This window comes from Pseudomonas sp. P4_C1 (assembly GCF_056402155.1).
Genome location: NZ_JBFUHY010000003.1, coordinates 42,494 through 66,618, shown reverse-complemented (window position 1 = coordinate 66,618; position 24,125 = coordinate 42,494). Strand labels below are relative to the sequence as shown.

At 59.7% G+C, this 24,125-nt stretch carries 21 protein-coding genes and 1 pseudogene; 8 read left to right on the top strand and 14 right to left on the bottom strand.

What is annotated here, in order from left to right; translation table 11 throughout:
* Window positions 1–74: 74 nt before the first annotated feature.
* From glpK to glpD, 3 genes are all read left to right on the top strand, one after another.
* A complete protein-coding gene (gene glpK / locus AC1DU9_RS02775; protein ID WP_477809706.1) occupies window positions 75–1,580 on the top strand; it encodes a glycerol kinase GlpK in 1,506 nt (501 codons plus the stop codon).
* A gap of 95 nt (window positions 1,581–1,675) precedes the next feature.
* A complete protein-coding gene (locus AC1DU9_RS02770) occupies window positions 1,676–2,431 on the top strand; it encodes a DeoR/GlpR family transcriptional regulator (protein WP_007971301.1) in 756 nt (251 codons plus the stop codon).
* 199 nt (window positions 2,432–2,630) lie between these two features.
* Window positions 2,631–4,169 carry a glycerol-3-phosphate dehydrogenase gene (gene glpD / locus AC1DU9_RS02765; protein WP_477809705.1) on the top strand — a complete coding sequence of 513 codons (1,539 nt, stop codon included), beginning with the start codon at window positions 2,631–2,633 and terminating at the stop codon, window positions 4,167–4,169.
* 67 nt (window positions 4,170–4,236) lie between these two features.
* On the opposite strand, the gene AC1DU9_RS02760 is transcribed toward glpD, so the two are convergent.
* The 3 genes from AC1DU9_RS02760 to AC1DU9_RS02750 all read right to left on the bottom strand — a co-directional run bounded on the left by AC1DU9_RS02760 (window position 4,237) and on the right by AC1DU9_RS02750 (window position 7,938).
* Window positions 4,237–5,343: an NADH:flavin oxidoreductase/NADH oxidase gene (locus AC1DU9_RS02760; RefSeq protein ID WP_223459920.1), complete on the bottom strand. Its 1,107-nt coding sequence runs from the start codon at window positions 5,341–5,343 to the stop codon at window positions 4,237–4,239.
* A 276-nt stretch (window positions 5,344–5,619) separates the two neighbouring features.
* Window positions 5,620–7,329 (bottom strand): single-stranded-DNA-specific exonuclease RecJ, encoded by a 1,710-nt coding sequence (gene recJ, locus AC1DU9_RS02755; RefSeq protein ID WP_477809704.1) that lies wholly within the window; start codon window positions 7,327–7,329, stop codon window positions 5,620–5,622.
* A 66-nt stretch (window positions 7,330–7,395) separates the two neighbouring features.
* Window positions 7,396–7,938 (bottom strand): YaeQ family protein, encoded by a 543-nt coding sequence (locus AC1DU9_RS02750; protein ID WP_223459916.1) that lies wholly within the window; start codon window positions 7,936–7,938, stop codon window positions 7,396–7,398.
* 147 nt (window positions 7,939–8,085) lie between these two features.
* On the opposite strand from AC1DU9_RS02750, the gene AC1DU9_RS02745 reads away from it, so the two are divergent.
* Window positions 8,086–9,285 (top strand): CaiB/BaiF CoA transferase family protein, encoded by a 1,200-nt coding sequence (locus tag AC1DU9_RS02745; protein ID WP_223459914.1) that lies wholly within the window; start codon window positions 8,086–8,088, stop codon window positions 9,283–9,285.
* A 4-nt stretch (window positions 9,286–9,289) separates the two neighbouring features.
* Window positions 9,290–9,484 (top strand): annotated as a pseudogene (locus AC1DU9_RS02740) (TIGR02285 family protein); the annotation flags it as partial.
* Window positions 9,485–9,653: 169 nt separating this feature from the next.
* Here AC1DU9_RS02740 and AC1DU9_RS02735 read toward each other — a convergent pair.
* The 11 genes from AC1DU9_RS02735 to ffh form a co-directional block, all read right to left on the bottom strand.
* Complete coding sequence (locus AC1DU9_RS02735) at window positions 9,654–9,941, bottom strand: DUF3509 domain-containing protein (RefSeq protein ID WP_223459912.1); 288 nt, start codon at window positions 9,939–9,941, stop codon at window positions 9,654–9,656.
* A gap of 160 nt (window positions 9,942–10,101) precedes the next feature.
* A complete protein-coding gene (locus tag AC1DU9_RS02730; protein WP_223459910.1) occupies window positions 10,102–11,457 on the bottom strand; it encodes a transporter substrate-binding domain-containing protein in 1,356 nt (451 codons plus the stop codon).
* Between the two features lie 119 nt (window positions 11,458–11,576).
* A complete protein-coding gene (thrC, locus tag AC1DU9_RS02725) occupies window positions 11,577–12,986 on the bottom strand; it encodes a threonine synthase (protein ID WP_477809703.1) in 1,410 nt (469 codons plus the stop codon).
* Between the two features lie 66 nt (window positions 12,987–13,052).
* Window positions 13,053–14,357 carry a homoserine dehydrogenase gene (locus AC1DU9_RS02720; RefSeq protein WP_150672390.1) on the bottom strand — a complete coding sequence of 435 codons (1,305 nt, stop codon included), beginning with the start codon at window positions 14,355–14,357 and terminating at the stop codon, window positions 13,053–13,055.
* A gap of 131 nt (window positions 14,358–14,488) precedes the next feature.
* Complete coding sequence (gene dsbC, locus AC1DU9_RS02715; protein ID WP_007971283.1) at window positions 14,489–15,220, bottom strand: bifunctional protein-disulfide isomerase/oxidoreductase DsbC; 732 nt, start codon at window positions 15,218–15,220, stop codon at window positions 14,489–14,491.
* A gap of 255 nt (window positions 15,221–15,475) precedes the next feature.
* Window positions 15,476–16,372, bottom strand: a complete 897-nt coding sequence (gene xerD, locus AC1DU9_RS02710; RefSeq protein WP_223459906.1) for a site-specific tyrosine recombinase XerD — start codon at window positions 16,370–16,372, stop codon at window positions 15,476–15,478.
* Window positions 16,373–16,471: 99 nt separating this feature from the next.
* Window positions 16,472–16,822: a 50S ribosomal protein L19 gene (gene rplS / locus AC1DU9_RS02705; RefSeq protein ID WP_003175895.1), complete on the bottom strand. Its 351-nt coding sequence runs from the start codon at window positions 16,820–16,822 to the stop codon at window positions 16,472–16,474.
* A gap of 45 nt (window positions 16,823–16,867) precedes the next feature.
* Window positions 16,868–17,620: a tRNA (guanosine(37)-N1)-methyltransferase TrmD gene (gene trmD / locus AC1DU9_RS02700; protein ID WP_149419047.1), complete on the bottom strand. Its 753-nt coding sequence runs from the start codon at window positions 17,618–17,620 to the stop codon at window positions 16,868–16,870.
* A 1-nt stretch (window position 17,621) separates the two neighbouring features.
* Complete coding sequence (gene rimM / locus AC1DU9_RS02695; protein ID WP_150754524.1) at window positions 17,622–18,158, bottom strand: ribosome maturation factor RimM; 537 nt, start codon at window positions 18,156–18,158, stop codon at window positions 17,622–17,624.
* Between the two features lie 5 nt (window positions 18,159–18,163).
* The gene (rpsP, locus tag AC1DU9_RS02690; protein WP_007972721.1) at window positions 18,164–18,415 is read right to left on the bottom strand and encodes a 30S ribosomal protein S16; all 252 of its coding nucleotides are present in this window, start codon (window positions 18,413–18,415) and stop codon (window positions 18,164–18,166) included.
* Between the two features lie 250 nt (window positions 18,416–18,665).
* Window positions 18,666–20,042 (bottom strand): signal recognition particle protein, encoded by a 1,377-nt coding sequence (ffh, locus tag AC1DU9_RS02685; RefSeq protein WP_056726162.1) that lies wholly within the window; start codon window positions 20,040–20,042, stop codon window positions 18,666–18,668.
* 210 nt (window positions 20,043–20,252) lie between these two features.
* Here ffh and AC1DU9_RS02680 point away from each other — a divergent pair, with 210 nt between their 5' ends.
* The 3 genes from AC1DU9_RS02680 (at window position 20,253) to AC1DU9_RS02670 (ending at window position 23,888) form a co-directional block, all read left to right on the top strand.
* Complete coding sequence (locus tag AC1DU9_RS02680; protein ID WP_223459904.1) at window positions 20,253–21,065, top strand: cytochrome C assembly family protein; 813 nt, start codon at window positions 20,253–20,255, stop codon at window positions 21,063–21,065.
* Between the two features lie 12 nt (window positions 21,066–21,077).
* A complete protein-coding gene (locus tag AC1DU9_RS02675; RefSeq protein WP_223459901.1) occupies window positions 21,078–22,310 on the top strand; it encodes a transporter associated domain-containing protein in 1,233 nt (410 codons plus the stop codon).
* A 261-nt stretch (window positions 22,311–22,571) separates the two neighbouring features.
* The gene (locus AC1DU9_RS02670; protein ID WP_223459899.1) at window positions 22,572–23,888 is read left to right on the top strand and encodes an MFS transporter; all 1,317 of its coding nucleotides are present in this window, start codon (window positions 22,572–22,574) and stop codon (window positions 23,886–23,888) included.
* Window positions 23,889–24,125: the final 237 nt, after the last annotated feature.

Sequence of the window (24,125 nt, the reverse complement as noted above, 5' to 3'; positions counted from 1 at the left end):
TACCGTTGGCGCGTGCCCCTGCCCTTTGATCACGCGCCAGACCTCACTCCCTCATTCCGTCCAAGGCAATCGACATGACCGACACACAGAATAAGAACTACATCATTGCCCTCGATCAGGGTACGACCAGCTCCCGCGCGATCATTTTCGACCGCGACGCGAACGTGGTCTGCACCGCCCAACGGGAGTTCRCTCAGCATTACCCGCAAGCAGGCTGGGTCGAACACGATCCGATGGAAATCTTCGCCACCCAGAGCGCCGTGATGGTCGAGGCCCTGGCGCAAGCCGGCCTGCACCACGACCAGGTAGCAGCCATCGGCATCACCAACCAGCGCGAAACCACCGTGGTCTGGGACAAGAACACCGGCCGCCCGATCTACAACGCAATCGTCTGGCAATGCCGACGCAGCACCGAGATCTGCCAGCAACTCAAGCGCGATGGCCACGAGCAATACATCAGCGACACCACAGGTCTGGTCACCGACCCGTACTTCTCCGGCACCAAGCTCAAGTGGATCCTCGACAACGTCGAAGGCAGCCGCGAACGCGCGCGCAACGGTGAGCTGCTGTTCGGCACTGTCGACAGCTGGCTGATCTGGAAATTTACCGGCGGCAAGGTGCATGTCACCGACTACACCAACGCTTCGCGCACCATGCTCTTCAACATCCACACCCTGGAGTGGGACGCGAAGATGCTGGAAGTCCTCGACATCCCGCGTGAGATGCTCCCGCAAGTCAAATCGTCGTCCGAGATCTACGGCCACACCAAAAGCGGCATCGCCATCGGCGGCATTGCCGGTGACCAGCAAGCCGCTCTGTTCGGCCAGATGTGTGTCGAGCCAGGCCAGGCGAAAAACACCTACGGCACTGGCTGCTTCTTGCTGATGAACACTGGCGACAAAGCCGTGAAATCCCGACACGGCATGCTGACCACCATCGCCTGCGGCCCGCGTGGCGAAGTGGCCTATGCCCTGGAAGGTGCGGTGTTCAACGGCGGCTCCACGGTGCAGTGGCTGCGTGACGAACTGAAGATCATCAACGACGCCCACGACACCGAATACTTCGCCAACAAGGTCAAGGACAGCAACGGCGTGTACCTGGTGCCGGCCTTCACCGGTCTTGGCGCTCCCTACTGGGATCCGTACGCCCGTGGCGCATTGTTCGGCCTGACCCGCGGCGTACGCGTGGATCACATCATTCGTGCCGCACTGGAGTCGATTGCCTACCAGACCCGAGACGTGCTCGACGCCATGCAACAGGACTCCGGCGAACGCCTCAAGGCCCTGCGTGTGGATGGCGGCGCGGTGGCCAACAACTTCCTCATGCAGTTCCAGGCCGACATCCTCGGCACACAGGTCGAGCGTCCGCAAATGCGCGAAACCACGGCACTGGGTGCGGCTTACCTGGCAGGCCTGGCCTGTGGCTTCTGGGGTAGCCTGGAAGAGTTGCGCGGCAAGGCAGTGATCGAGCGCCAGTTCGAGCCGACGCTGGATGAAACGGCGAAGGAAAAACTCTACGCAGGGTGGAAAAAAGCGGTCAGCCGTACTCGCAATTGGGCGGCTGAAGACGAGGCTGAATAAGCGAACTCCAGCCCCCGTATCTGTATGTAACTGGTCGGGAGCAGATTCCTGCGGCATCATGGGCAAATTTTGCACGGCAGCCCAAAGGACGCCCCATGAATCTGCCTCCCCGTCAGCAGCAAATCCTCGAACTGGTCCGCGAACGCGGCTATGTCAGCATCGAGGAAATGGCCACTCTGTTCGTAGTTACCCCGCAGACCATTCGCCGCGACATCAATCAGCTCGCGGAAGCCAATTTGTTGCGTCGCTACCATGGCGGCGCGGCTTACGACTCCAGTGTCGAAAACACTGCCTATGCCATGCGCGCCGATCAGATGCGCGATGAAAAACAGCGTATCGGCGAAGCCATTGCCGCACAGATTCCCGACCATGCCTCGTTGTTCATCAACATCGGCACGACCACCGAATCCATTGCCCGGGCACTGCTCAACCACAGTCACCTGAAAATCATCACCAACAACCTGCATGTGGCATCGATGCTCAGCGCCAAGGACGACTTCGACGTGCTGCTGACCGGTGGCAATGTACGRCGTGACGGCGGCGTGGTCGGTCAGGCCAGTGTCGACTTCATCAACCAGTTCAAGGTCGATTTCGCCCTGGTCGGCATCAGTGGTATCGATGAGGACGGCAGCCTGCTGGACTTCGATTATCAGGAAGTGCGGGTATCCCAGGCGATTATCGCCAATGCCCGACAAGTGATCCTCGCGGCCGACTCCAGCAAGTTCGGGCGCAACGCCATGATTCGCCTGGGACCGATCAGCCTGGTCGATTGCCTGGTCACCGATCAGCAGCCTTCCCCGGCGCTGGCGCAACTGTTGAACCAGCACAAGGTTCGGCTGGAAGTCGTTTAAGCCCACCCTCCTTCTTCGGCGTCTGTATTGACGCCAATGCACAACAAAATGTTCGTAAATTTTCCTTTAACGGCCCTTCGATGAGTATTTTCAATCGAAGCTGACTGGCCGTACGGGTCTTTATGGGCTAGTATTTTCGAAAATGAACATTAATGTTCGAATTCAAATACAGAACATAAAGAATTCCGAGGCCGAGCCGATGCCCAATTCCACCTTGCCTACGCCCCCTCTCGCCGAGGTCTACGATATCGCCGTCATCGGTGGCGGGATCAATGGCGTGGGAATTGCCGCGGATGCCGCCGGTCGCGGTCTCTCGGTGTTCCTTTGCGAAAAGGATGACCTGGCCAGCCATACCTCGTCGGCCAGCAGCAAGCTGATTCACGGTGGCCTGCGCTACCTCGAACATTACGAATTCCGCCTGGTGCGTGAAGCCTTGGCCGAACGTGAAGTACTGCTGGCCAAGGCTCCACACATCGTCAAGCAAATGCGTTTCGTGTTGCCGCACCGCCCGCACCTGCGCCCGGCGTGGATGATTCGCGCCGGTCTGTTTCTCTATGACAACCTGGGCAAGCGCGAGCAATTGCAAGGTTCGAAAAGCCTGAAGTTCGGCCCCGACAGCGCGCTCAAAAGCGAGATCACCAAGGGCTTCGAATACTCCGATTGCTGGGTCGACGACGCGCGCCTGGTGGTGTTGAACGCCATGGCCGCCCGGGAAAAAGGCGCCCACGTCCACACCCAGACCCGCTGTGTCAGCGCGCGCCGTACCAAGGGTTTGTGGCACCTGCATCTGGAACGCGCCGATGGCAGCCTGTTTTCGATCCGCGCCAAGGCGTTGGTCAATGCGGCCGGGCCATGGGTCGCCAAGTTCATTCGTGATGACTTGAAAATGGAGTCGCCTTACGGCATCCGCCTGATCCAGGGCAGCCACCTGATCGTGCCGAAACTGTACGAAGGCGAACACGCGCACATCCTGCAAAACGAAGATCAGCGCATCGTGTTCACCATTCCGTACCTGAATCACTTCACCCTGATCGGCACCACCGATCGCGAGTACACCGGCGATCCGGCGAAAGTGGCAATTACCGATGGCGAAACCGATTACCTGTTGAACGTGGTCAATGCCCATTTCAAAAAACAAATCAGCCGCGACGACATCCTGCACAGCTATTCCGGTGTGCGGCCTCTGTGCAACGACGAATCCGACAACCCGTCGGCCGTGACCCGCGATTACACCCTGGCGCTGTCTGGCACTGGCGAAGAGGCTCCGTTGCTGTCGGTGTTCGGTGGCAAGCTCACTACTTATCGCAAGCTGGCCGAGTCGGCGCTGGCGCAACTGGCACCTTACTTCAAGCACATCCAGCCAAGCTGGACCGCCAGCGCCACGCTGCCGGGCGGTGAAGGCATGACCACCCCGCAAGCCTTGAGCTCGCGTATCCGCGACCAATTCGACTGGCTACCGAGCGAGATCGCGCGCCGCTGGGCCACCTCCTACGGCAGCCGCACCTGGCGCATGCTCGAAGGCGTACAGGACCTCAGCGATATGGGCGAGCACATCGGCGGCGGTCTCTACACCCGTGAAGTCGACTATCTGTGCAGCGAAGAATGGGCAACCAGCGCCCACGACATCCTCTGGCGTCGCAGCAAGCTCGGCTTGTTCACGACGGTGGCCGAGCAGGAAAAGCTCAAGGACTACCTGAACAAGGTCGAACAGAACCGCAGCAAGATCGAAGCGGCCTGATCGGTCACCGGCATAAACAAAAGCCCCTGAATCTCGCGATTCAGGGGCTTTTTCGTATCGATGGATTTCAGTCACGCAAATCCGATTCGTGAATCGGCTGCTCACGGTGAGTCGCCCGCTGATACTGCGCCGGCCACACGGCCTTGTGCCCGCCCAGATCGTCATCTGCATGCAACGCCCAGTAGGGGTCACGCAACAACTCACGGGCCAGGAAGATGATGTCCGCCTGACAGGTGCGCAGGATGTGCTCGGCCTGTGCCGGCTCGGTGATCATGCCAACCGTGCCGGTGGCCATGCCCGACTCCTTGCGCACACGTTCGGCGAAGCGGGTCTGGTAACCAGGGCCTGTGGGAATTTCGGCATTCACCGCCGTCCCGCCCGACGAGACGTCGATCAGGTCGACCCCCAGGGCTTTGAGGCGGCGTGCCAGTTCCACGGTTTCATCAGGGTTCCAGCCGTCTTCCACCCAGTCGGTGGCCGAGACCCTGACAAACACCGGCAACTCCTCAGGCCACACCGCGCGCACCGCTTCGGTGACCTGCAGCACCAGCCGAATGCGATTTTCGAACGAACCGCCATATTGATCACGACGCTGGTTGCTCAACGGCGACAGGAACTGATGCAGCAGGTAACCATGGGCCGCATGCACTTCGACCACCTTGAAACCGGCCGTCAGTGAGCGCTTTGCCGCATCGACAAAGGCCTGGATCACCTTGGCGATCTCGCCGTCATCGAGTTGTCTGGGTTGGGTGTGCTGTGGGTCGAACGCAATCGGTGAAGGGCCGACCGGCACCCAGCCGCCCTCATCGGGCTTGACGCTGCCATGCTTGCCGAGCCACGGCCGGTAGGTGCTGGCCTTGCGCCCGGCATGGGCCAGTTGAATGCCGGCAACGGCGCCCTGGGCGGTGATGAAGCGGGTGATGCGTTGCAGGGGTTCGATCTGTTCGTCATTCCACAGACCGAGGTCCTCGGCCGTGATGCGCCCGTCGGCGGTGACCGCCGTGGCTTCGGTAAACACTAGCCCGGCCCCGCCGACAGCGCGGCTGCCGAGGTGGACCAGGTGCCAGTCATTGGCCAGGCCTTCGGCGCTGGAGTACTGGCACATCGGCGATACCGCGATGCGGTTGGGCAGGGTCAATTGGCGAAGGGTAAAGGGTTCAAGCAGCAGACTCATGGGGCACCTCTCGAATCAGTGGGCAGGCTCCAGGTTCTGTTTGAATAGTCGACGAGTGACAGGAAAAAGGTACAGCACCCGCCCCCGCGGGCAAAAAATTCGACAAGACGTCACAAGGCCAAAATCAAGCAGTGTTTAGAGCCTAGTCGACATCGAGGGATGTCGCCCCTTTGTAGGAGCGAGCTCGCTCGCGATGGACGACAGGACACCGCGGGGTATCAGGTCCCCAGCGCCATCGTTCACGCCCATCGCGAGCTCGCTCCTACAGGTGTCGGTTCAACGCGGTTCGATGTGGGCAATCATCAGCTGGACCGTCTCGTTGCCACGAAACTCGTTGAGGTCGAGCTTGTAGGCCAGTTCCACCCACTTGATGGTCGGATTTGGCCAGATGTCGCGGTCGATCCCAAAGGCAATGCCGTCGAGTTTCACCGAACCACATTCACTTTTCAGCACGACTTTAAGGTGCCGTTCGCCAACGACGCGCTGCTCGACCAACTGGAACACCCCATGAAACAACGGTTCCGGAAAGTGCTGCCCCCACGGGCCGGCATGCCGCAGGGCTCGGGCCAGCTCCAGGTGAAACTCTTCCACCGCCAGGGTGCCGTCCGACAGCAGCCGGCCAGTCAGGTCCTCTTCGCGCAATTGCCGGCGCACTTCAGCGTCAAAGGCTTCGGCGAACAAGGGAAAATTCGCTTCCGGCAGCGTCAGGCCGGCCGCCATCGCGTGGCCGCCATACTTGGTGATCAGATTCGGGTGCTGCGCCGCCACCACGCTCAAGGCGTCGCGGATATGAAAGCCCTGGACCGAACGCCCCGAGCCCTTGAGCAGGCCATCTCCGGCATCGGCAAAGGCGATGGTCGGGCGGAAATAGCGCTCTTTCATCCGTGACGCGAGAATACCTATGACGCCCTGATGCCACTCGGGATCGAACAGGCACAAGCCGAACGGCATCGACTCCACCGGCAGATCCTTGAGCTGCGCCAGCGCTTCACGCTGCATGCCTTGCTCGATGGATTTGCGATCCTGGTTCATGCCGTCCAATTGAGCAGCCATCTCACGGGCCAGACCTGCGTCTTCGGTCAGCAGGCACTCAATACCCAGGCTCATGTCATCCAGCCGTCCCGCCGCGTTCAGGCGCGGGCCGACAATGAAACCCAGATCGGTGGAGGTGATGCGCGCATGATCGCGCTTGGCCACTTCGAGGATCGCCTTGATCCCCGGCCGGGCACGTCCGGCACGAATCCGCTCGAGGCCCTGATGCACCAGAATCCGGTTGTTGGCATCCAGCGGCACCACGTCGGCCACGCTGCCCAAGGCCACCAGATCGAGCAGTTCGCCGATGTTCRGCTGCGGCTTGCTTGTGTACCAGCCGAGCTCGCGCAACCGCGCACGCAAGGCCATCAGCACATAGAAAATCACCCCGACACCGGCCAGTGCCTTGCTCGGAAACTCGCAACCAGGCTGGTTCGGATTCACGATCGCATCGGCGAAGGGCAGTTCGTCGCCGGGCAAGTGGTGGTCGGTGACGAGCACCTTGAGCCCGACCTTTTTCGCCGCGGCCACGCCTTCGACGCTGGAGATGCCATTGTCGACGGTAATCAGCAAATGCGGCTGACGCTCAAGCGCCACCGCGACGATTTCCGGTGTCAGGCCGTAGCCGTAGTCGAATCGGTTGGGCACCAGGTAATCGACATGTGCCGCCCCCAACAGACGCAGACCCAGGGTGCCCACGGTGCTGGCCGTCGCGCCGTCGGCATCGAAGTCGCCGACGATCAGAATGCGCTGGCGCTGTTCGAGTGCCGTCACCAGCAGATCCACGGCGGCATCGATGCCCTTGAGCTGCTGGAACGGAATCAACCGCGCCAGGCTCTTGTCCAGTTCTGCCTCGGATTGCACACCCCGCGCCGCGTACAGGCGGGTCAGCAGCGGCGGAATATCACCGAGGAATGGCAGGGTGTCGGGCAGCAGGCGAGGTTCGATGCGCATGGGGTGAATGATGCTTCTCTTCGATACGTAGGATAAAACCGGGTGACGCGGTGCAATGGCGAATAATCAGCCGCGCTCACCGGCCAGCCACTGCAACTGGACTTCGTGCTGACCACGGTCGTCGGTGACGAAAATCGTTCCTTCGCTGATCATCACGTCCCACTTGATAACGCGCGGCATGTCTTTGGCCAGGGTTTCCAGGACTTCCTGCGGAACAGCCGCGATATGTACGTTTTTCAGATTTTTGATCGCCGGGATCACTTTGGTTTCCCAGACGCGCAGGCTGCCATAGGCCAGCAGGCTGGTGCGCTCGGTGCGGCGCGAGCACCAGGTCAGGCGCTCGGCATCGGGCTGGCCGACTTCGATCCAGTGCAGGACGCGGTCATCCAGACTTTTTTCCCACAAGGCCGGTTCATCCACTTCCGACAGACCACGGCCAAAAGACAGTTGCTCGTTGTACCAGAGGGCGTAGGCCAGCAGGCGCACGGTCATGCGCTCTTCGGTTTCCGAAGGGTGACGGGCGATGGTCTGCTTCACGCTCTCGTAGACGCTGCGGTCAAGGTCGGTGAGGTTCAGTTCAAACTTGTAGGTCGTGGACGGCTGGGCCATGAACGGGCTTCTTGATACGAGGAAAGGCGGCAAGTCTAACCGATGCGCAAGGCAATCCACGAATTGAAGGTGATCAACCTGAAGCGCCTGACCGTCGGCTATGTTAAAACGCTGTATTCGCTCATCCTTTGTCCTGCAGGATCCCGCATGCCGCTCACCGCCAAACCGCTTTCCGGTCTGAAAGTCATCGAATTGGGTACCTTGATTGCCGGCCCGTTTGCTTCGCGCATTTGCGCTGAATTCGGTGCCGATGTGATCAAGGTCGAGTCCCCGGACGGCGGTGATCCATTGCGCAAATGGCGCAAGTTGTATGAAGGCACTTCGTTGTGGTGGTTCGTCCAGGCCCGCAATAAAAAGTCCCTGACCCTCAATCTCAAGCACCCTGACGGTCAGGCGATCCTGAAACAGCTGCTGGGTGAAGCAGACATTCTGATCGAAAACTTTCGTCCCGGCGTCCTGGAGAAACTCGGCCTGGGCTGGGACGTCCTGCACACCTTGAACCCGAAACTGGTCATGGTGCGGCTGTCGGGTTTCGGCCAGACCGGCCCGATGAAAGATCAGCCCGGCTTTGGCGCAGTTGGTGAATCCATGGGGGGCCTGCGCTACATCACCGGCTTCGAAGACCGGCCACCGGTGCGCACCGGCATTTCCATCGGCGACTCGATTGCCGCGCTCTGGGGCGTGATCGGCGCACTGATGGCCCTGCGTCATCGCGAGGTCAACGGTGGCCAGGGGCAAGTGGTGGACGTGGCGCTGTACGAAGCCATCTTCGCGATGATGGAAAGCATGGTCCCGGAGTTCGATGTGTTCGGCTTCATTCGCGAACGCACGGGCAACATCATGCCGGGCATCACCCCGTCCTCGATCCACACCAGCGCCGATGGCAAGCACGTGCAGATCGGCGCCAATGGCGACGCGATTTTCAAACGTTTCATGCTGATCATTGACCGGGAAGACCTGGCCAACGATCCTCTGCTTGCCAGCAACGATGGCCGCGATGCCCGACGCGACGAGATTTATGGCGTCATCGATCGCTGGGTCAACTCGTTGCCGCTGGACACGGTGCTGGCGCGACTCAATCAGGCCGAGGTGCCGGTCAGTCGGATCTTCAGCGCCGAAGACATGTTCAATGATCCTCAATACCTGGCACGGGAAATGTTCCTGCAGGCCAAGCTGCCGGACGGCAAAGACTTCAAGATGCCGGGCATTGTGCCGAAACTTTCAGAGACACCCGGAGAATGTGAATGGGTCGGGCCACAACTGGGTGAGCACAACGCACAGGTACTCCAGGAACTTGGCTATGACGCGACGCAGATCGCAGAGTTGCGCAAAGACGGTGCCATCTGAACTGCAATACCTGTCCGGTTATATCGGCTGCACCGACACGCCAAAGGGCCGGCAGGCCATTGTCGAGATCAACCAGGTGCTGCGCACCCTTCCCCGCGAACGCCTTGATGAGGCCTACGCCGCCTGGCTGGATCCTGAGAGCCGCAGCGATTACCTGAAAGACACCAAGGCGTTTTTCGACAACCTGGTGCAACCCTGACAAATCCCGGGCAAAAGAAACCCCGGGAAGTGGGGAGACGACCCGGGGTTAAACGTGGTCTGCCTGGAGACCAGTAGCAGCAAGCTACAAGCACCGGAGCACAATGCTTGATCCTGCTGTTACAAAGTCTGACTGACCTGGGCGCGGGAAGGTTCCCACAAAAATCCCTTCAATTGCGGCTGGCCAGCAGCTTGTCCTGCGCCGCATTACGCAATGCCGCGATGACACAAGGCTCAAGGCGTCCTTCAGCGATCAGCACGTCGCGATGCAAACCGTCGACCACATCCGTCAGCAGGCGTTTGTCATTCAACTGGAGCTGATTGAACTCGCGCTCGACCACGGTCGCGCCGATAGCATTCTTCAGGGTTACCCGGCATTCGCCACGAATGCCTGACGAGGTCAATGTGACCTGATACGGGCTCATCGCCTCACCCAGCAACAGACTGATACTTTCCATCCCTATCACCCCTCAATAGTCCGAAACAACGTGCCTGGGGCATGCCTACAACAGATGACCGCTGGCCCGAGAAGAAAGTTCTGGATACTGACTGCAGGTGAACCTGCCGCTCAGTCAAGTGAGCATGCACGGCGAACATGACAGAGAAAAAACGCAACCATCACGTCTGTCGGGTACGCCGGGCGATATCGGCCCAGCCCCCCAACAATCCTCGTAGCTGGCCATCGGCCGTGTAAAACGGCACCGTCCACTGGTAGATATCCCTGACACCGTCCTTGAACATCAATTGACGCTCGAAGAAGCGCGTCCTGCGTGTACTCAACTGCGCCAGAAACTCGGCGTGCAGCAGTTCCGCGGTTTGTCTGGGCATGACATCGACCTCGATCAACTGTCGCCCCTGCATCCGGTCAAAACGCGTCGACAAGGCGTCCTCATAACTCTTGTTGCACATGATCAAACGCCCTTGAAGATCACGGACAAACATCGGGTCAGGCATGGCATCCATCAGGGCATGCTGGAAGGCGAGCTGATCGCGCAGGCTGCTTTGGGCCTCGACCCGTTGCCTGACCACCACCGCCAACCGCCGATTCCAGAGCAGGGACAACAGGCCGAACAGGCTGAGCACAAGCATGCCCCAGCAGACCCACTGGTCAATCCGCTGCCAGAGGCCAGGCGGCTGTGGCACGGTAGCGCCGCCGAACCACTTCAGGCGAAGGTCGCGCAGCTCCTGCGCAGGAAACGCCTCAAGCGCCTTGTTGAGGATACTCAGCAACTGCGGCTGACCTTTGCGCAACGTCAGATAATCCGCATCCCATTTGCCCGGCACCACAGCCCCGATCTGCAGCCGACCCGACGGAAAATGCTGGGCGCCGATTTCATTTTCGATGGTGACGTAGGCTTCGTCGCTTTCAACCCAGGCACGGGCTTCTGTGTAGGTTTTGACCGAACGCAATTCGATGGACGGATAATCACGACGGATCACCGTTTCCAGTGCATGCCGGGTCGGCAGCACCAGTACCCGCTTCGCCATATCCTCCAGCGACTGCACCGGCGGAGCCCCAGCCTGCCCGACAAAGACCCATCCGGCACCGCCGAACGCATGGCTGAAATCGAGAAATACCTTGCGTTCGTCATTCATCGCCAGGGTCGTACTCAAATTCGCCGCGCCGCTTTCCAGATGGGCCAGCATCTGATCGGTGGAAAAAGACTGTTCGTAAACGAACTGCAACCCCGTCATGTCACTGATGCGCTTGAGCAGGTCACTGTTCAAGCCCGTCCATTGGCCATGTTCATCCTTGAACAGGTATAACGGATATTCCAGTGCCGTGACCACGACCCGTGGATGGCTGGCCATCCACTGCAACTCCTGTTCATCCAGCACGACCATTGAGCGTGCGTCAGACTTCCCACGATCCTGAAGCGATGCAGAGCTCGCCCCTCCCCATTCGGCGATTCCCAGCATGCCGAATAAAAACAGCCAGCGCGCGACTGGCTTGAACACACTTGTAAACAGCATTCCCATGTCCTTGGTGATCCATTCGCCTGTCCTTTCACGGCGATGACACGACAAGTGTGCATGCAGAAATGAAAAAGCCCGTCAGGAGACGGGCTTCAAAATGTTACAGCGCTGACCGGTTACAGCGGCTTGCCGCGGTTGCCATGCTGACTGACAAAGGCCTGCACGGCCTTCAGGTCATTTGGCAATACGGTGCAACGTTCGTCTCGTTCAAACAAATCAGAAAGATGTGCAGGCAGTTCGAGTGCTTTTCCTACGCCGGCTTTTTCCACGGCGTCCGGGAATTTGACCGGGTGGGCAGTGCCCAGGATCACCATTGGAATGTCCAGGCTGCGACGGCATTCCCGCGCAGCTTTCACGCCGATGGCAGTGTGCGGATCCAGCACTTCACCGGTCTGCTCGTAGACTTCAGCAATGGTTTCGCAGGTTTGCGCGTCATCCACGGCCAGCGAGTCGAACAACTTGCGGGCTTCGGTCCAGCGCTCTTGCTCGACGCTGAAACCGCCGCCCTGCTTGAACGAATCCATCAGCCCGGCGATGGCCGCGCCGTTGCGACCGTGCAGGTCGAACAGCAGGCGTTCGAAGTTCGACGACACCATGATGTCCATGGACGGCGACAGCGTGGCGTGCAGGGTTTCCTTGACGTACTGGTTGCCGCTCATGAAGCGGTGCAGGATATCGTTGCGGTTGGTGGCGACGATCAACTGGTTGATCGGCAGCCCCATGTTGCGCGCCAGGTAACCGGCGAAGATGTCGCCGAAGTTGCCAGTCGGCACCGAGAACGCCACCGAACGCGCCGGGCCGCCCAGTTGCAGGGCCGCATGGAAGTAGTAAACGATCTGGGCCATGATCCGCGCCCAGTTGATCGAGTTCACGGCGACCAGGCGAGTGCCCTTGAGGAAGCCCTGGTCGGCGAAGCTCGCCTTGACCATTTCCTGGCAGTCATCGAAGTTGCCTTCGATGGCGATGTTGTGGATGTTCTCACCGAAGATGGTGGTCATCTGCCGACGCTGCACTTCGGACACACGGTTGTGCGGGTGCAGGATGAAGATGTCGACGTTTTCGCAGTGCTTGCAGCCTTCGATGGCGGCCGAGCCGGTGTCACCGGAGGTGGCGCCGACGATCACCACGCGCTCGCCGCGTTTTTCCAGCACGTAGTCGAGCAAACGACCGAGCAATTGCAGGGCGAAGTCCTTGAACGCCAGGGTCGGGCCGTGGAACAGCTCCAGCACCCATTCGTTGCCGTTCAGCTGACGTAGCGGCGCAACGGCGCTGTGGGCGAACACACCGTAGGTTTCTTCAAGGATTCTCTTGAAATCGGCATCCGGGATGCTGCCGGTGACGAACGGGCGCATCACCCGAAAAGCCAGCTCGTGATACGGCAGGCCGGCCCACGAAGCGATTTCTTCCTGGGTGAAACGTGGCAGGTTTTCCGGGACGTACAGACCGCCGTCGGTGGCAAGGCCTGCCAGCAGGACGTCTTCGAAATTCAGGGCCGGTGCCTGGCCGCGGGTACTGATGTAACGCATGACTGACTCCAATGGACAGTGTTCGTAGTGCCGGGCCCGCAAGCGAGCCCGGTCAACGATATCGGCTTAGTTCAGGTGCTCGACGCGGATCCGTACAACCGGACCGACCACACCCGCCAGGGCTTCCAAAGCAGCGATGGCATCGTTGATGCGCTGTTCCAGCACACGGTGGGTCAGCAGGATCATCGGCACCAGGCCGTCGTGCTCCTCGGCTTCCTTCTGCATGATCGACTCGATGTTGATGCCGCGCTCCGAGAGGATGCTCGCGACCTGAGCCAGTACGCCCGGATGGTCCTTGGCCTGAATACGCAGGTAGTAGGCGCTTTCGCAGGCTTCGATCGGCAGGATCGGGTGAGCCGACAGCGAATCCGGCTGGAACGCCAGGTGCGGTACGCGGTTTTCCGGGTCGGAAGTCATGGCGCGAACCACGTCCACCAGGTCGGCGATCACCGACGAAGCGGTCGGTTCCATTCCGGCGCCAGCGCCGTAGAACAGGGTCGAACCGGCAGCATCGCCGTTGACCATCACCGCATTCATCACGCCGTTGACGTTGGCGATCAGGCGATCGGCCGGGATCAGCGTCGGGTGCACGCGCAGTTCGATACCGGCCGCGGTGCTGCGCGCCACGCCCAGGTGCTTGATGCGGTAGCCCAGCGCTTCGGCGTAGTTGACGTCGGCGGTGGTCAGCCTGGTGATGCCTTCGGTGTAGGCCTTGTCGAATTGCAGCGGGATACCGAACGCAATGGACGCCAGGATCGTCAGCTTGTGAGCGGCGTCGATACCCTCGACGTCGAAGGTCGGATCGGCTTCGGCGTAACCCAGTGCCTGGGCTTCGGCCAATACGTCTTCGAAGGTGCGACCCTTCTCGCGCATTTCCGTCAGGATGAAGTTGCCGGTGCCATTGATGATCCCGGCTACCCAGTTGATACGGTTGGCGGACAGGCCTTCGCGGATCGCCTTGATTACCGGGATGCCACCGGCCACCGCTGCTTCGAACGCAACGATCACGCCCTTCTCGCGGGCCTTGGCGAAAATTTCATTACCGTGAACGGCGATAAGCGCCTTGTTCGCGGTGACCACATGCTTGCCATTCTCGATGGCCTTGAGTACCAGCTCGCGGGCAACGGTGTAGCCGCCCATCAGCTCTATAACGATGTCGATCTCAGGGTTCGTGGCCACTTCGAAGACATCGTTGGTAATCGCAATACCGGTCGTTTGGAACTGAGGCTTTGGCGTGCGCATGGCAATTTGTGCCACTTCGATCCCACGCCCGGCACGACGAGCAATTTCCTCGGCGTTGCGCTGAAGTACGTTGAAGGTACCGCCACCGACGGTTCCTAACCCACAGATGCCTACTTTGACCGGTTTCACTGTGAACTCCCCATAAAACGGCCGACTCGAGGCCGGCCGTGAAAACAACCGCATACTCGCGGCTCTCTATTGATGGCCCGGCGATGTCGCTGCCGGACCATGATCGTCAAGGCTTGCCGTGACGATGCGAATTACTTCGCGCCCAGCGCCAGTTTGGCGACTTGTGGCGCAGGCTGGTAGCCCGGAATGACCTGACCGTCGGCCAAAACGATGGCCGGTGTGCCGTTCACGCCAATCGACTGGCCGAGTGCGAACTGTTTGGAAACCGGGTTATCGCACTTGGCGGCCTTGATTTCCTTGCCGTCGACCATTTTGTCCATGGCCGCTTTCTTGTCTTTCGAGCACCACACCGCTTGCAGCTGCTCGTCACCCGGCGAACCAAGGCCCTGACGCGGGAACGCGACGTAACGCACTTCGATGCCGCGCTTGTTCAGCTCGGGCACTTCGGCGTGCAGCTTGTGGCAGTACGGGCAGGTGGTGTCGGTGAATACGGTGATGTGCGACTTGGTTTCGCCAATGGCCGGGTAGACAACGGTTTCGGCAACAGGAATATCGTTGATCAGCTTGGAGATGCCCAGGCGTTCGGTCTTCTCGGTCAGGTTGACCGGCTTGCCGTCCTTGAGATCGAACAGGTAGCCCTGAACCACGTACTGGCCGTCGGCACTGGCATACAGCACGCGGCTGCCTTTGAGCTTGACTTCGTACAGGCCGGGCAACGGGCTGGCGGTGATGGTCTCTACCGGCACTTCGAGCTGGAGGTTTTCCAGGCTTTTACGAATGGCCTTGTCGGCCGCGTCATCGGCGACGGCAAAGGTGCTGACCAACGCAATGGCTGCGGCGGCGAAAATCTGGGTCAGACGCATGAGAACTCCTGAAGGCGAACATATGGGACGATCAGAACGCCCGTGCCGAAACACCGGGTCATAACCGCCCATCGTGCAAACTGGCCCAGCCTATCACATAAGGTTCGCATGGCCGAATGCACCTGATGCAAGACATTGTGATCACCACAACCCCCTGTGGGAGCGAGCTTGCTCGCGATGACGGCATCACATCCAAAACATGTATCGACTGTCCGGCCGCTATCGCGAGCAAGCTCGCTCCCACAGGTTTTTCGGTTACCCCCGCGGATGGTGTTTGGCATGCAGATCCTGCAACCGTGCACGGGCAACATGGGTGTATATCTGCGTGGTCGACAGATCACTGTGCCCCAGCAACATCTGCACCACCCGCAGGTCTGCACCGTGGTTGAGCAGGTGCGTGGCGAAGGCATGACGCAAGGTGTGTGGCGACAGTGACTTGCCGATCCCCGCCACCTTGGCCTGATGCTTGATCCGGTGCCAGAAGGTCTGGCGGGTCATCTGCTCGCCACGCTGACTGGGAAACAACACATCGCTGGGACGCCCGCCCAGCAGTTCACTGCGCGCATCACGCATGTAGCGCTCGACCCAGACAATCGCCTCCTCACCCATTGGCACCAGTCGCTCCTTGCTGCCCTTACCCATCACCCGCAACACGCCCTGGCGCAAATTGACCTGTTCCAGGGTGAGGCTGATCAGCTCGGTCACCCGCAAGCCGCAAGCGTAAAGCACTTCGAGCATGGCGCGGTCGCGCTGACCGATGGCTTCACTCAGATCCGGCGCCTTCAGCAGCGCTTCCACGTCTGCTTCCGACAAGGATTTTGGCAACGGCCTGCCAAGTTGCGGCATATCGACGCGTAACGTCGGATCGACTGTAATCAACTTTTCCCGTAGCAAGTAGCGATAAAAGCCACGCACACCCGAGAGAAATCGAGCAGTGGAACGGGGCTTGTAGTTTTGCTCCAGACGCCAGGCCAGATGATCAAGGATCAACTCGCGCCCGGCGTTGATCAACTCCAGCCCATTCTCCTGCAACCAACCGTTGAACAGCGCGAGGTCACTGCGATAGGCGTCTCGAGTGTTTTCGGAGAGACCTTTCTCCAGCCAAAGAGCGTCGAGAAACTGGTCAATCAGGGGATGATCAATGGCAGGCATAAAGGCTCAGGCAAGACCGGCAATACGGCCAGGGAAGATAAATCGCAGACAACAAAAAAGCAGCCCGCAGGCTGCTTTTTTTTGCATCGGAAGCTGGACTTAAGCCAGTTTTTCCTTGATGCGAGCTGCTTTACCCGACAGGTCGCGCAGGTAGTACAGCTTGGCTTTACGTACGTCACCGCGACGCTTGACAGCCATGCTGTCGATTTGCGGGGAGTAGGTCTGGAAAGTACGCTCTACGCCAACACCGTTGGAGATTTTACGAACGGTGAATGCACTGTTTACGCCGCGGTTACGCTTGGCGATAACAACACCTTCGAACGCTTGCAGACGCGAACGGTCGCCTTCCTTCACTTTCACCTGAACGACAATGGTGTCGCCCGGGGCAAAGGTAGGGATCTCTTTGGTCATCTGCTCTGCTTCGAGTGCAAGGATGATTTTGTTAGTCATGCTGTGCTCCTAAGGTAAATCGTCGGATCTACCATCGATACGTTGTTAACTATCGTCCCGCTCGCGGATGTATTCCTCGAGCAGCTTCTTCTCTTCTCCAGAAAGCGAGCGGCTTTCCAGAAGATCGGCGCGTCGTTCAAAGGTCCGACCAAGGGACTGCTGTAAACGCCAACGCCGGATGTGCGCGTGATTGCCACTTAGCAATACGTCGGGAACACGCTGATCCGCATACACCTCCGGTCGGGTGTAGTGCGGGCAATCCAGCAAACCATCCGTAAAGGAATCTTCCTCGGCGGAGTCCGCATGCCCTAAAGCTCCAGGCAGCAGTCGTGTAACCGCATCGATCAGGACCATCGCCGGCAGCTCGCCGCCAGACAGTACATAGTCGCCAATCGACCACTCTTCATCGACATGAGCATCAATAAAACGCTCGTCAATGCCTTCATAGCGGCCGGCAATCAGGATCAATGCATCCAGATTCGCCAACTCGCGTACCGCCGACTGAGTCAGTTGACGGCCTTGGGGGGACAGGTAAATTACCTTCGCCGCCTCCCCGGCTGCTGCCTTGGCCTGAACCAGAGCATCTTCCAGGGGCTTGATCTTCATCACCATGCCCGGACCACCGCCAAACGGGCGATCGTCCACAGTGTGATGTCGATCCGTCGTGTAGTCTCGCGGATTCCAACAGGTGAGCTGCAAGAGCCCCTGTTTCACCGCCCGACTGGTGATGCCGTAATCGCTGATGGCGGAAAACATCTCGGGAAACAGACTGATCACTTCTACGCGCAAGTTAGCCACGTTAGAAATCCGCGTCCCAATCCACCTTCATCTCGCCTGCTGCCAGGTCGATGGCCAACACGCATTGCTCCGTATAGGGCAACAGGCGTTCGCGATCATCCAGGCTGCCAGCGCAAGGCTTGACCACCATGACATCGTTCGAGCCGGTCTCCAGCAGGTGATCGATTTTCCCGAACAGTTGCCCGAGAGTGTCGATGACCTTGAGACCTTCCAGCTGGTACCAGTAGTACTCGCCGTCGGTCAGTTCAGGGAACAGGTTGCGCGGCACGCAGATCTCATAACCGGCCAGAAGACGAGCTTCTTCGCGATCATCGAGACCCTTGAGCTTTGCGACCAGGAATTTGTCGTTCCCGCGTCCGCTGACCAGCTCTACCTGCTTTACATTACCGTCACGCTTGAGCGTCCAGGTTTTGTAGTCCAGCAGGTTTTTAATCGGATCAGTAAAGGAGTACACCTTCACTTCGCCGCGAACGCCGTGAACAGAATAAATCTTGCCGATAACGATCAAATCATCAGCAATGGCTGGCGTCGCGTTCATATTGCTCAGGCCGCAGCCTTAGCAGATTCCTTCAACAACTGAGCAACGCGCTCAGAAGGTTGTGCACCAACGCTCAGCCAGTAGGCTACGCGCTCTTGGTTCACGGACAGACGAACTTCCTGACCACGGGCAACAGGGTTGAAGTAGCCAACCTGTTCCTTGTGCGAACCGTCGCGCGGGTTGCGGCTGTCGGTTACGGTCAAGTGGTAAAACGGGCGCTTTTTGGAGCCGCCAAGGGCAAGACGGATTGTTAGCATGTGAACATCGTTCCTGTAGTCGGTGCTGCAAATCTAAAGGCACAGCGGGCATGGGTGCCCGAAAGGCCGCATATTCTAAGGAATATCCGGACTTTTGCAAATGACTTTTTCCGGCGGTCTATCGGCCGCCATGCAGATTTGCTATAGAGCCGTCGTTGAAAACGGCCGATCAGCTCCCGCCAAGTGCGGGTTTGCTGTGTATCCCACGTCCGTGTGGGGCAGCGCCGACCTGATGGCCGGCGCGGATTCTTTACATTTTCGGCATACCGCCGCCGGGCAACATTCCGCCCATGCCGCGCATCATCTTGGCCATTCCGCCTTTCGCGGAGAATTTCTTCATCATCTTCTGCATCTGCTTGTGCTGCTTGATCAAGCGGCCGATGTCCTGCACCTGGGTGCCGGAACCCATGGCGATCCGACGCTTGCGCGAACCGCTGATCATCTCAGGGTCGCGGCGCTCGGCCGGGGTCATGGAGTTGATGATGGCTTCCATCTGCTTGAATTGCTTTTCTGCCGCGCCCTGGGCGTTGCCCATTTGCGCCAGGTTCACGCCACCCATGTTCGGCAGCTTGTCCATGAGCCCGCCGAGGCCGCCCATGTTTTTCATCTGTTGCAGCTGATCGCGGAAGTCTTCGAGGTCGAAGCCCTTGCCCTTCTTCAACTTTTTAGCAAGCTTGTCGGCTTTGTCCTTGTCGAGCGTCGCCTCCGCCTGCTCGATCAGGCTGAGCACGTCGCCCATGCCGAGGATGCGCGAGGCGATACGTTCAGGATGGAACGGATCGAGCGCTTCGCTCTTCTCGCCCATACCGATGAACTTGATCGGCTTGCCGGTGATGGCACGCACCGACAGCGCGGCACCGCCACGGGCGTCGCCGTCGACCTTGGTCAGGATCACACCGGTCAGCGGCAATGCATCGCCGAAGGCCTTGGCCGTGTTGGCGGCGTCCTGGCCGGTCATGGCGTCGACCACGAACAAGGTTTCGACCGGGTTGATCGCGGCATGCAGTGCCTTGATCTCGCCCATCATCTCTTCATCGATGTGCAGGCGACCGGCGGTATCGACGATGACCACGTCGATGAATTTTAGCTTTGCTTCCTTAATAGCCGCTTGCGCGATCTCGACCGGCTTCTGGCTCAGGTCGGACGGGAAGAAGGTAACGCCGACTTCACCGGCGAGCATTTCCAGCTGCTTGATCGCCGCGGGACGGTAAACGTCGGCGGACACGACCATGACCGACTTCTTCTTGCGCTCTTTAAGGAAGCGCGCGAGTTTGCCGGCGGTAGTGGTTTTACCGGCGCCCTGCAAACCGGCCATCAGGATGACCGCTGGCGGCACGGCGCTCAGGTTCAAATCTTCGTTGGCCGCGCCCATCAGGCTTTCAAGTTCGGCCTGGACGATCTTCACGAAGGCCTGGCCCGGCGTCAGGCTGCGCGACACCTCGGTGCCTACGGCACGTTCCTTGACCGAATTGACGAAGTCCTTGACCACCGGCAGGGCGACGTCGGCTTCGAGCAACGCCATGCGCACTTCGCGCAGGGTGTCTTTGATGTTGTCTTCAGTCAGCTTGGCCTTGCCGGTGACATGGCGCAGCGTCTGCGAGAGACGGTCGGTTAAGTTTTCAAACATTGCGCGATCCTTTCAGGCCCTGTGTAGACCGGGATAATGGCGGCCCGGACCGGACTAAACGTGTGCTCGGCGAGCCTGCGGCGTGGGCAGGTCGCGGATTATAGCGAAGACTGTGGCTGGCGGACACCTCGCTGTCGGCTTGCGCGGTCTTTCGTGTGGCAGGGGTTCTATGCCAAACTCAGCGACTTTCGGGCTTGCCTAACAGGATTTATGCTCCCCTTGTCACCCAGCTTGCTTACTACCCTCGCCGCCGCCTGCTTGTATGCCGCTGCGACCATATATCAGGGCACTCGCCTGGCTTCCGGCGCCAAGGTCAACAAACGCCTGCTGGTCATGCTCGGCGTGCTCGCCGTATTGGCCCACAGCGCCAGCCTGCTCACCCACCTGCTGACCCCGGGCGGCCTGGCCCTGGACTTCTTCAGTGCCGCCAGCCTGATTGCCGTAGCGGTCATCGCATTGACCCTGCTGGCCTGCTCGCGGATTCCTGTGGAGAACCTGCTGGTCCTGCTGTTCCCGCTTGGCGCCCTTACCGTGATGCTGGCGCATTTTGCTCCCGCCGGCACGGTACAGGTCATCGATGAGGAGCCGGGCATCCTCGCCCACATCCTGCTTTCGATTCTGGCCTACGGCATGTTCACTATCGCGGTGTTCCAGGCCTTGCTGCTGCTGGTTCAAGACCATCAGCTCAAGCACAAGCACCCATCCGGGCTGATCAAGAACTTCCCGCCACTGCAAACCATGGAAAGCCTGCTGTTCGGTTTCCTCTGGGCCGGCTGGACGCTGTTGTCGCTGTCGCTGATTTCCGGCTGGCTGTTCGTCGAAAACCTGTTCGCCCAGCATCTGGTGCACAAAACCCTGCTGGCCTGCCTGGCCTGGGTCGTTTTCAGCGTGCTGCTGTGGGGACGCAATCGCCTCGGCTGGCGCGGGCACAAAGCGATTCGCTGGACCCTGGCCGGTTTTTGCCTGCTGATGCTGGCGTATTTCGGCAGCAAACTGGTTCGTGAATACATCCTGCATATCTGACGGGCGGCATTAATGGACGACTTGCCCATAGGGCCGATGCTCGCGGTAGTGACCCTGCTGATTTTATGGTCGGGACTGTTTACCGCCATCGAAGCGGCGCACCAGCATTTACTGGCCCAGCGCACCGCAACGCGTTCCAGCGACAAACCGGTGGCGAAACTCAGCTTCCCCTTGGCCAGCCTGATTTTTTGCAACACCCTCTGCCGTGCACTCGTGGTAGTCATCAGCACCTTGCTGGCAATTTTTACCTGGGCCGAGAACGGCCCGTGGGTCGCTTGCCTTGGGGCGGGCGCCATTTTGCTGGTGTTTTCCGACTATTTGCCCCGAGCGCTCGCCACCCGCTATCCGGATGCGATCCTGGCCCAGGGCAACAATCTGTTGCGCGTGCCGCTGAAAATCATCTATCCCGCGGCATGGTTGCTCAACAGCATCAGTCAATTGCTGATGCGACCGTTCGCCCGTAAAGCCAAAGTAGTACAGCAGAGTGACGACGAAACGCTGAAGGAGCGGCATGCGCCCTCCGAAACCGTAAGCCGCCCTCACCCGCTGCCAGGCATCCACGCGCTGGACAACATTACCGTCAATGACATCCTGGTACCGCGCAGCGACGTGGACGGCATCAATCTCGATGACCCCATCGAAGAAATCATCGAGCAATTGCGCCACAACAGACGTACTCGCCTGCCGGTGTTCCACAGTGATATCAACCAGGTCGAAGCCGTCCTCAACACCCGACACATCCTGCACTTGCTGCCCGATGCGAGCCTGACCCGGGAAGCGTTGCTGGCGGCCAGTCACGAGCCGTACTTCGTGCCGGAAAGTACCCCGTTGCAGTTGCAACTGCTCAATTTCCATAAGCAGCAGCGGCGCCTGGGCATGGTGGTCGACGAATACGGCGAAGTGCTGGGCATTGTCACCCTGGAAGACATTCTCGAAGAAATCGTCGGTGAGTTCGAAAGCCAGCACAGCGTGGACAATCCGCACATTCATCCGCAAGCCGACGGACGCCTGGTGATCGACGGTGCCGCCTCCATTCGCGAGCTGAACAAGAGCCTCGGCTGGCACCTGCCCAGCGATGGCCCGAAAACCCTGAACGGCTTGGTCACCGAGGCCCTGGAAACCATTCCCGAAAGCGCGGTGTGCCTGAAGATCGGCCGCTACCGCCTGGAAATTCTCGAGACCGAGGACAATCGTGTCACGCGGGTGCTGATCTGGCAGACCAGCTCGATGCCTGTGGTTATCTAAAGGTCAACGCAGCTTTCCGTGGCGACTCAAGCCTCTTGTTCGATCGTTAGCCACCTTTCTATAATCGAAGCGCTTACCCAAGCCTCGCCGGCCCCGTGCTTACCCCGCACTTCGCAGCTTCCGGCCCGACCATCAACAAGAACCGCAGCAAACCGACGACTGTTCCTACCTGAAACAGCGACCGCGCCCTCACCCACATCCCTGGGTTCTCGACCATAATAATTCGCTCCACCGGAGCACATGACTGTCAGGGATAACCGCATGACGACCAGCACGACTTACAGCGACTCCACGCCTGCGCAACCGACGAACTCAGCCACCCGCGTGGCCACCGCGAGTTTTATCGGCACAGCCATCGAGTTCTATGACTTCTACGTTTACGCCACCGCCGCTGCGCTGGTGATCGGCCCGGTGTTCTTTCCACAGACATCCGGCACCGCCCAGATGCTTTCGGCGTTTCTCACGTTCGGTATCGCCTTCCTTGCACGCCCCTTGGGTTCAGCCCTTTTCGGTCACTTCGGTGACCGTATCGGTCGCAAATCGACCCTGGTCGCATCGCTGCTGCTGATGGGCGTATGCACCACGCTGATCGGCGTGCTGCCAGGTTACGACAGCATTGGCGCCTGGGCACCGATCCTGCTTTGCGTCCTGCGCTTCGGACAAGGCCTTGGATTGGGCGGTGAATGGGGTGGCGCGGCATTGCTGGCCACGGAGAACGCGCCGAAAGGCAAACGCGCATGGTTCGGCATGTTCCCGCAGCTGGGTCCATCCATCGGCTTTCTGGCGGCCAACGGCTTGTTCCTGACCCTGGCCGTGGTGCTGGACGATGACCAGTTCCGCTCGTGGGGCTGGCGTATTCCGTTCCTGCTCAGCGCGGCGCTGGTGATGGTCGGCCTGTACGTGCGCCTCAAGCTGCATGAGACCCCGGTATTCGCCAACGCCATGGCGCGCCAGGAACGAGTGAAGATCCCGCTGTTCGAGCTGTTCGGCCAATACTGGGCGCCCGTCTTGCTGGGCGCCGGCGCGATGGTGGTGTGCTACGCGCTGTTTTACATCTCCACCGTGTTTTCCCTGAGTTACGGCGTGGCAACGCTCGGCTACAGCCGTGAAACCTTCCTCGGGCTGCTGTGCTTCGCCGTGCTGTTCATGGCTGCCGCCACCCCGCTGTCGGCCTGGGCCAGCGACCGCTACGGGCGCAAACCGGTGCTGATCATCGGTGGCGTGCTGGCGATCCTGTCCGGCTTCCTCATGGAGCCACTACTGACCCAAGGCTCGACCTGGGGTGTGGCGTTGTTCCTGTGCATCGAACTGTTTCTGATGGGCGTGACATTTGCGCCGATGGGTGCGCTGCTGCCGGAACTGTTCCCCACCCACGTGCGCTACACCGGCGCCTCGGCGGCCTACAATCTGGGCGGTATCGTCGGCGCTTCCGCGGCGCCGTTCTTCGCCCAGAAACTGGTGGCGATGGGCGGGTTGAGTTACGTCGGCGGTTATGTGTCCGGGGCGGCGGTACTGAGTTTGATTGCGGTGCTGTGCCTGAAGGAAACACGGCATAACGATTTGAATCAGGTCGCCTGATAGATTGCAATCGCGAGCAAGCTCGCTCCCACAAGTTAAGCGTCGCCCACAAAATGGTGGTGCGGCACATATCTCTGTGGGAGCGAGCTTGCTCGCGATGGGGCCTTCACTGACTAAATAGATCTCGATTTGCCACAGCTTTTCCCCCACCCACCGTCACCTCGCTCTACGCGCATCGGCTCATCCCCGCTATACTTCCCGGCTTTTCCTGAATAAATGCCAATAGGGTCCCGCCGC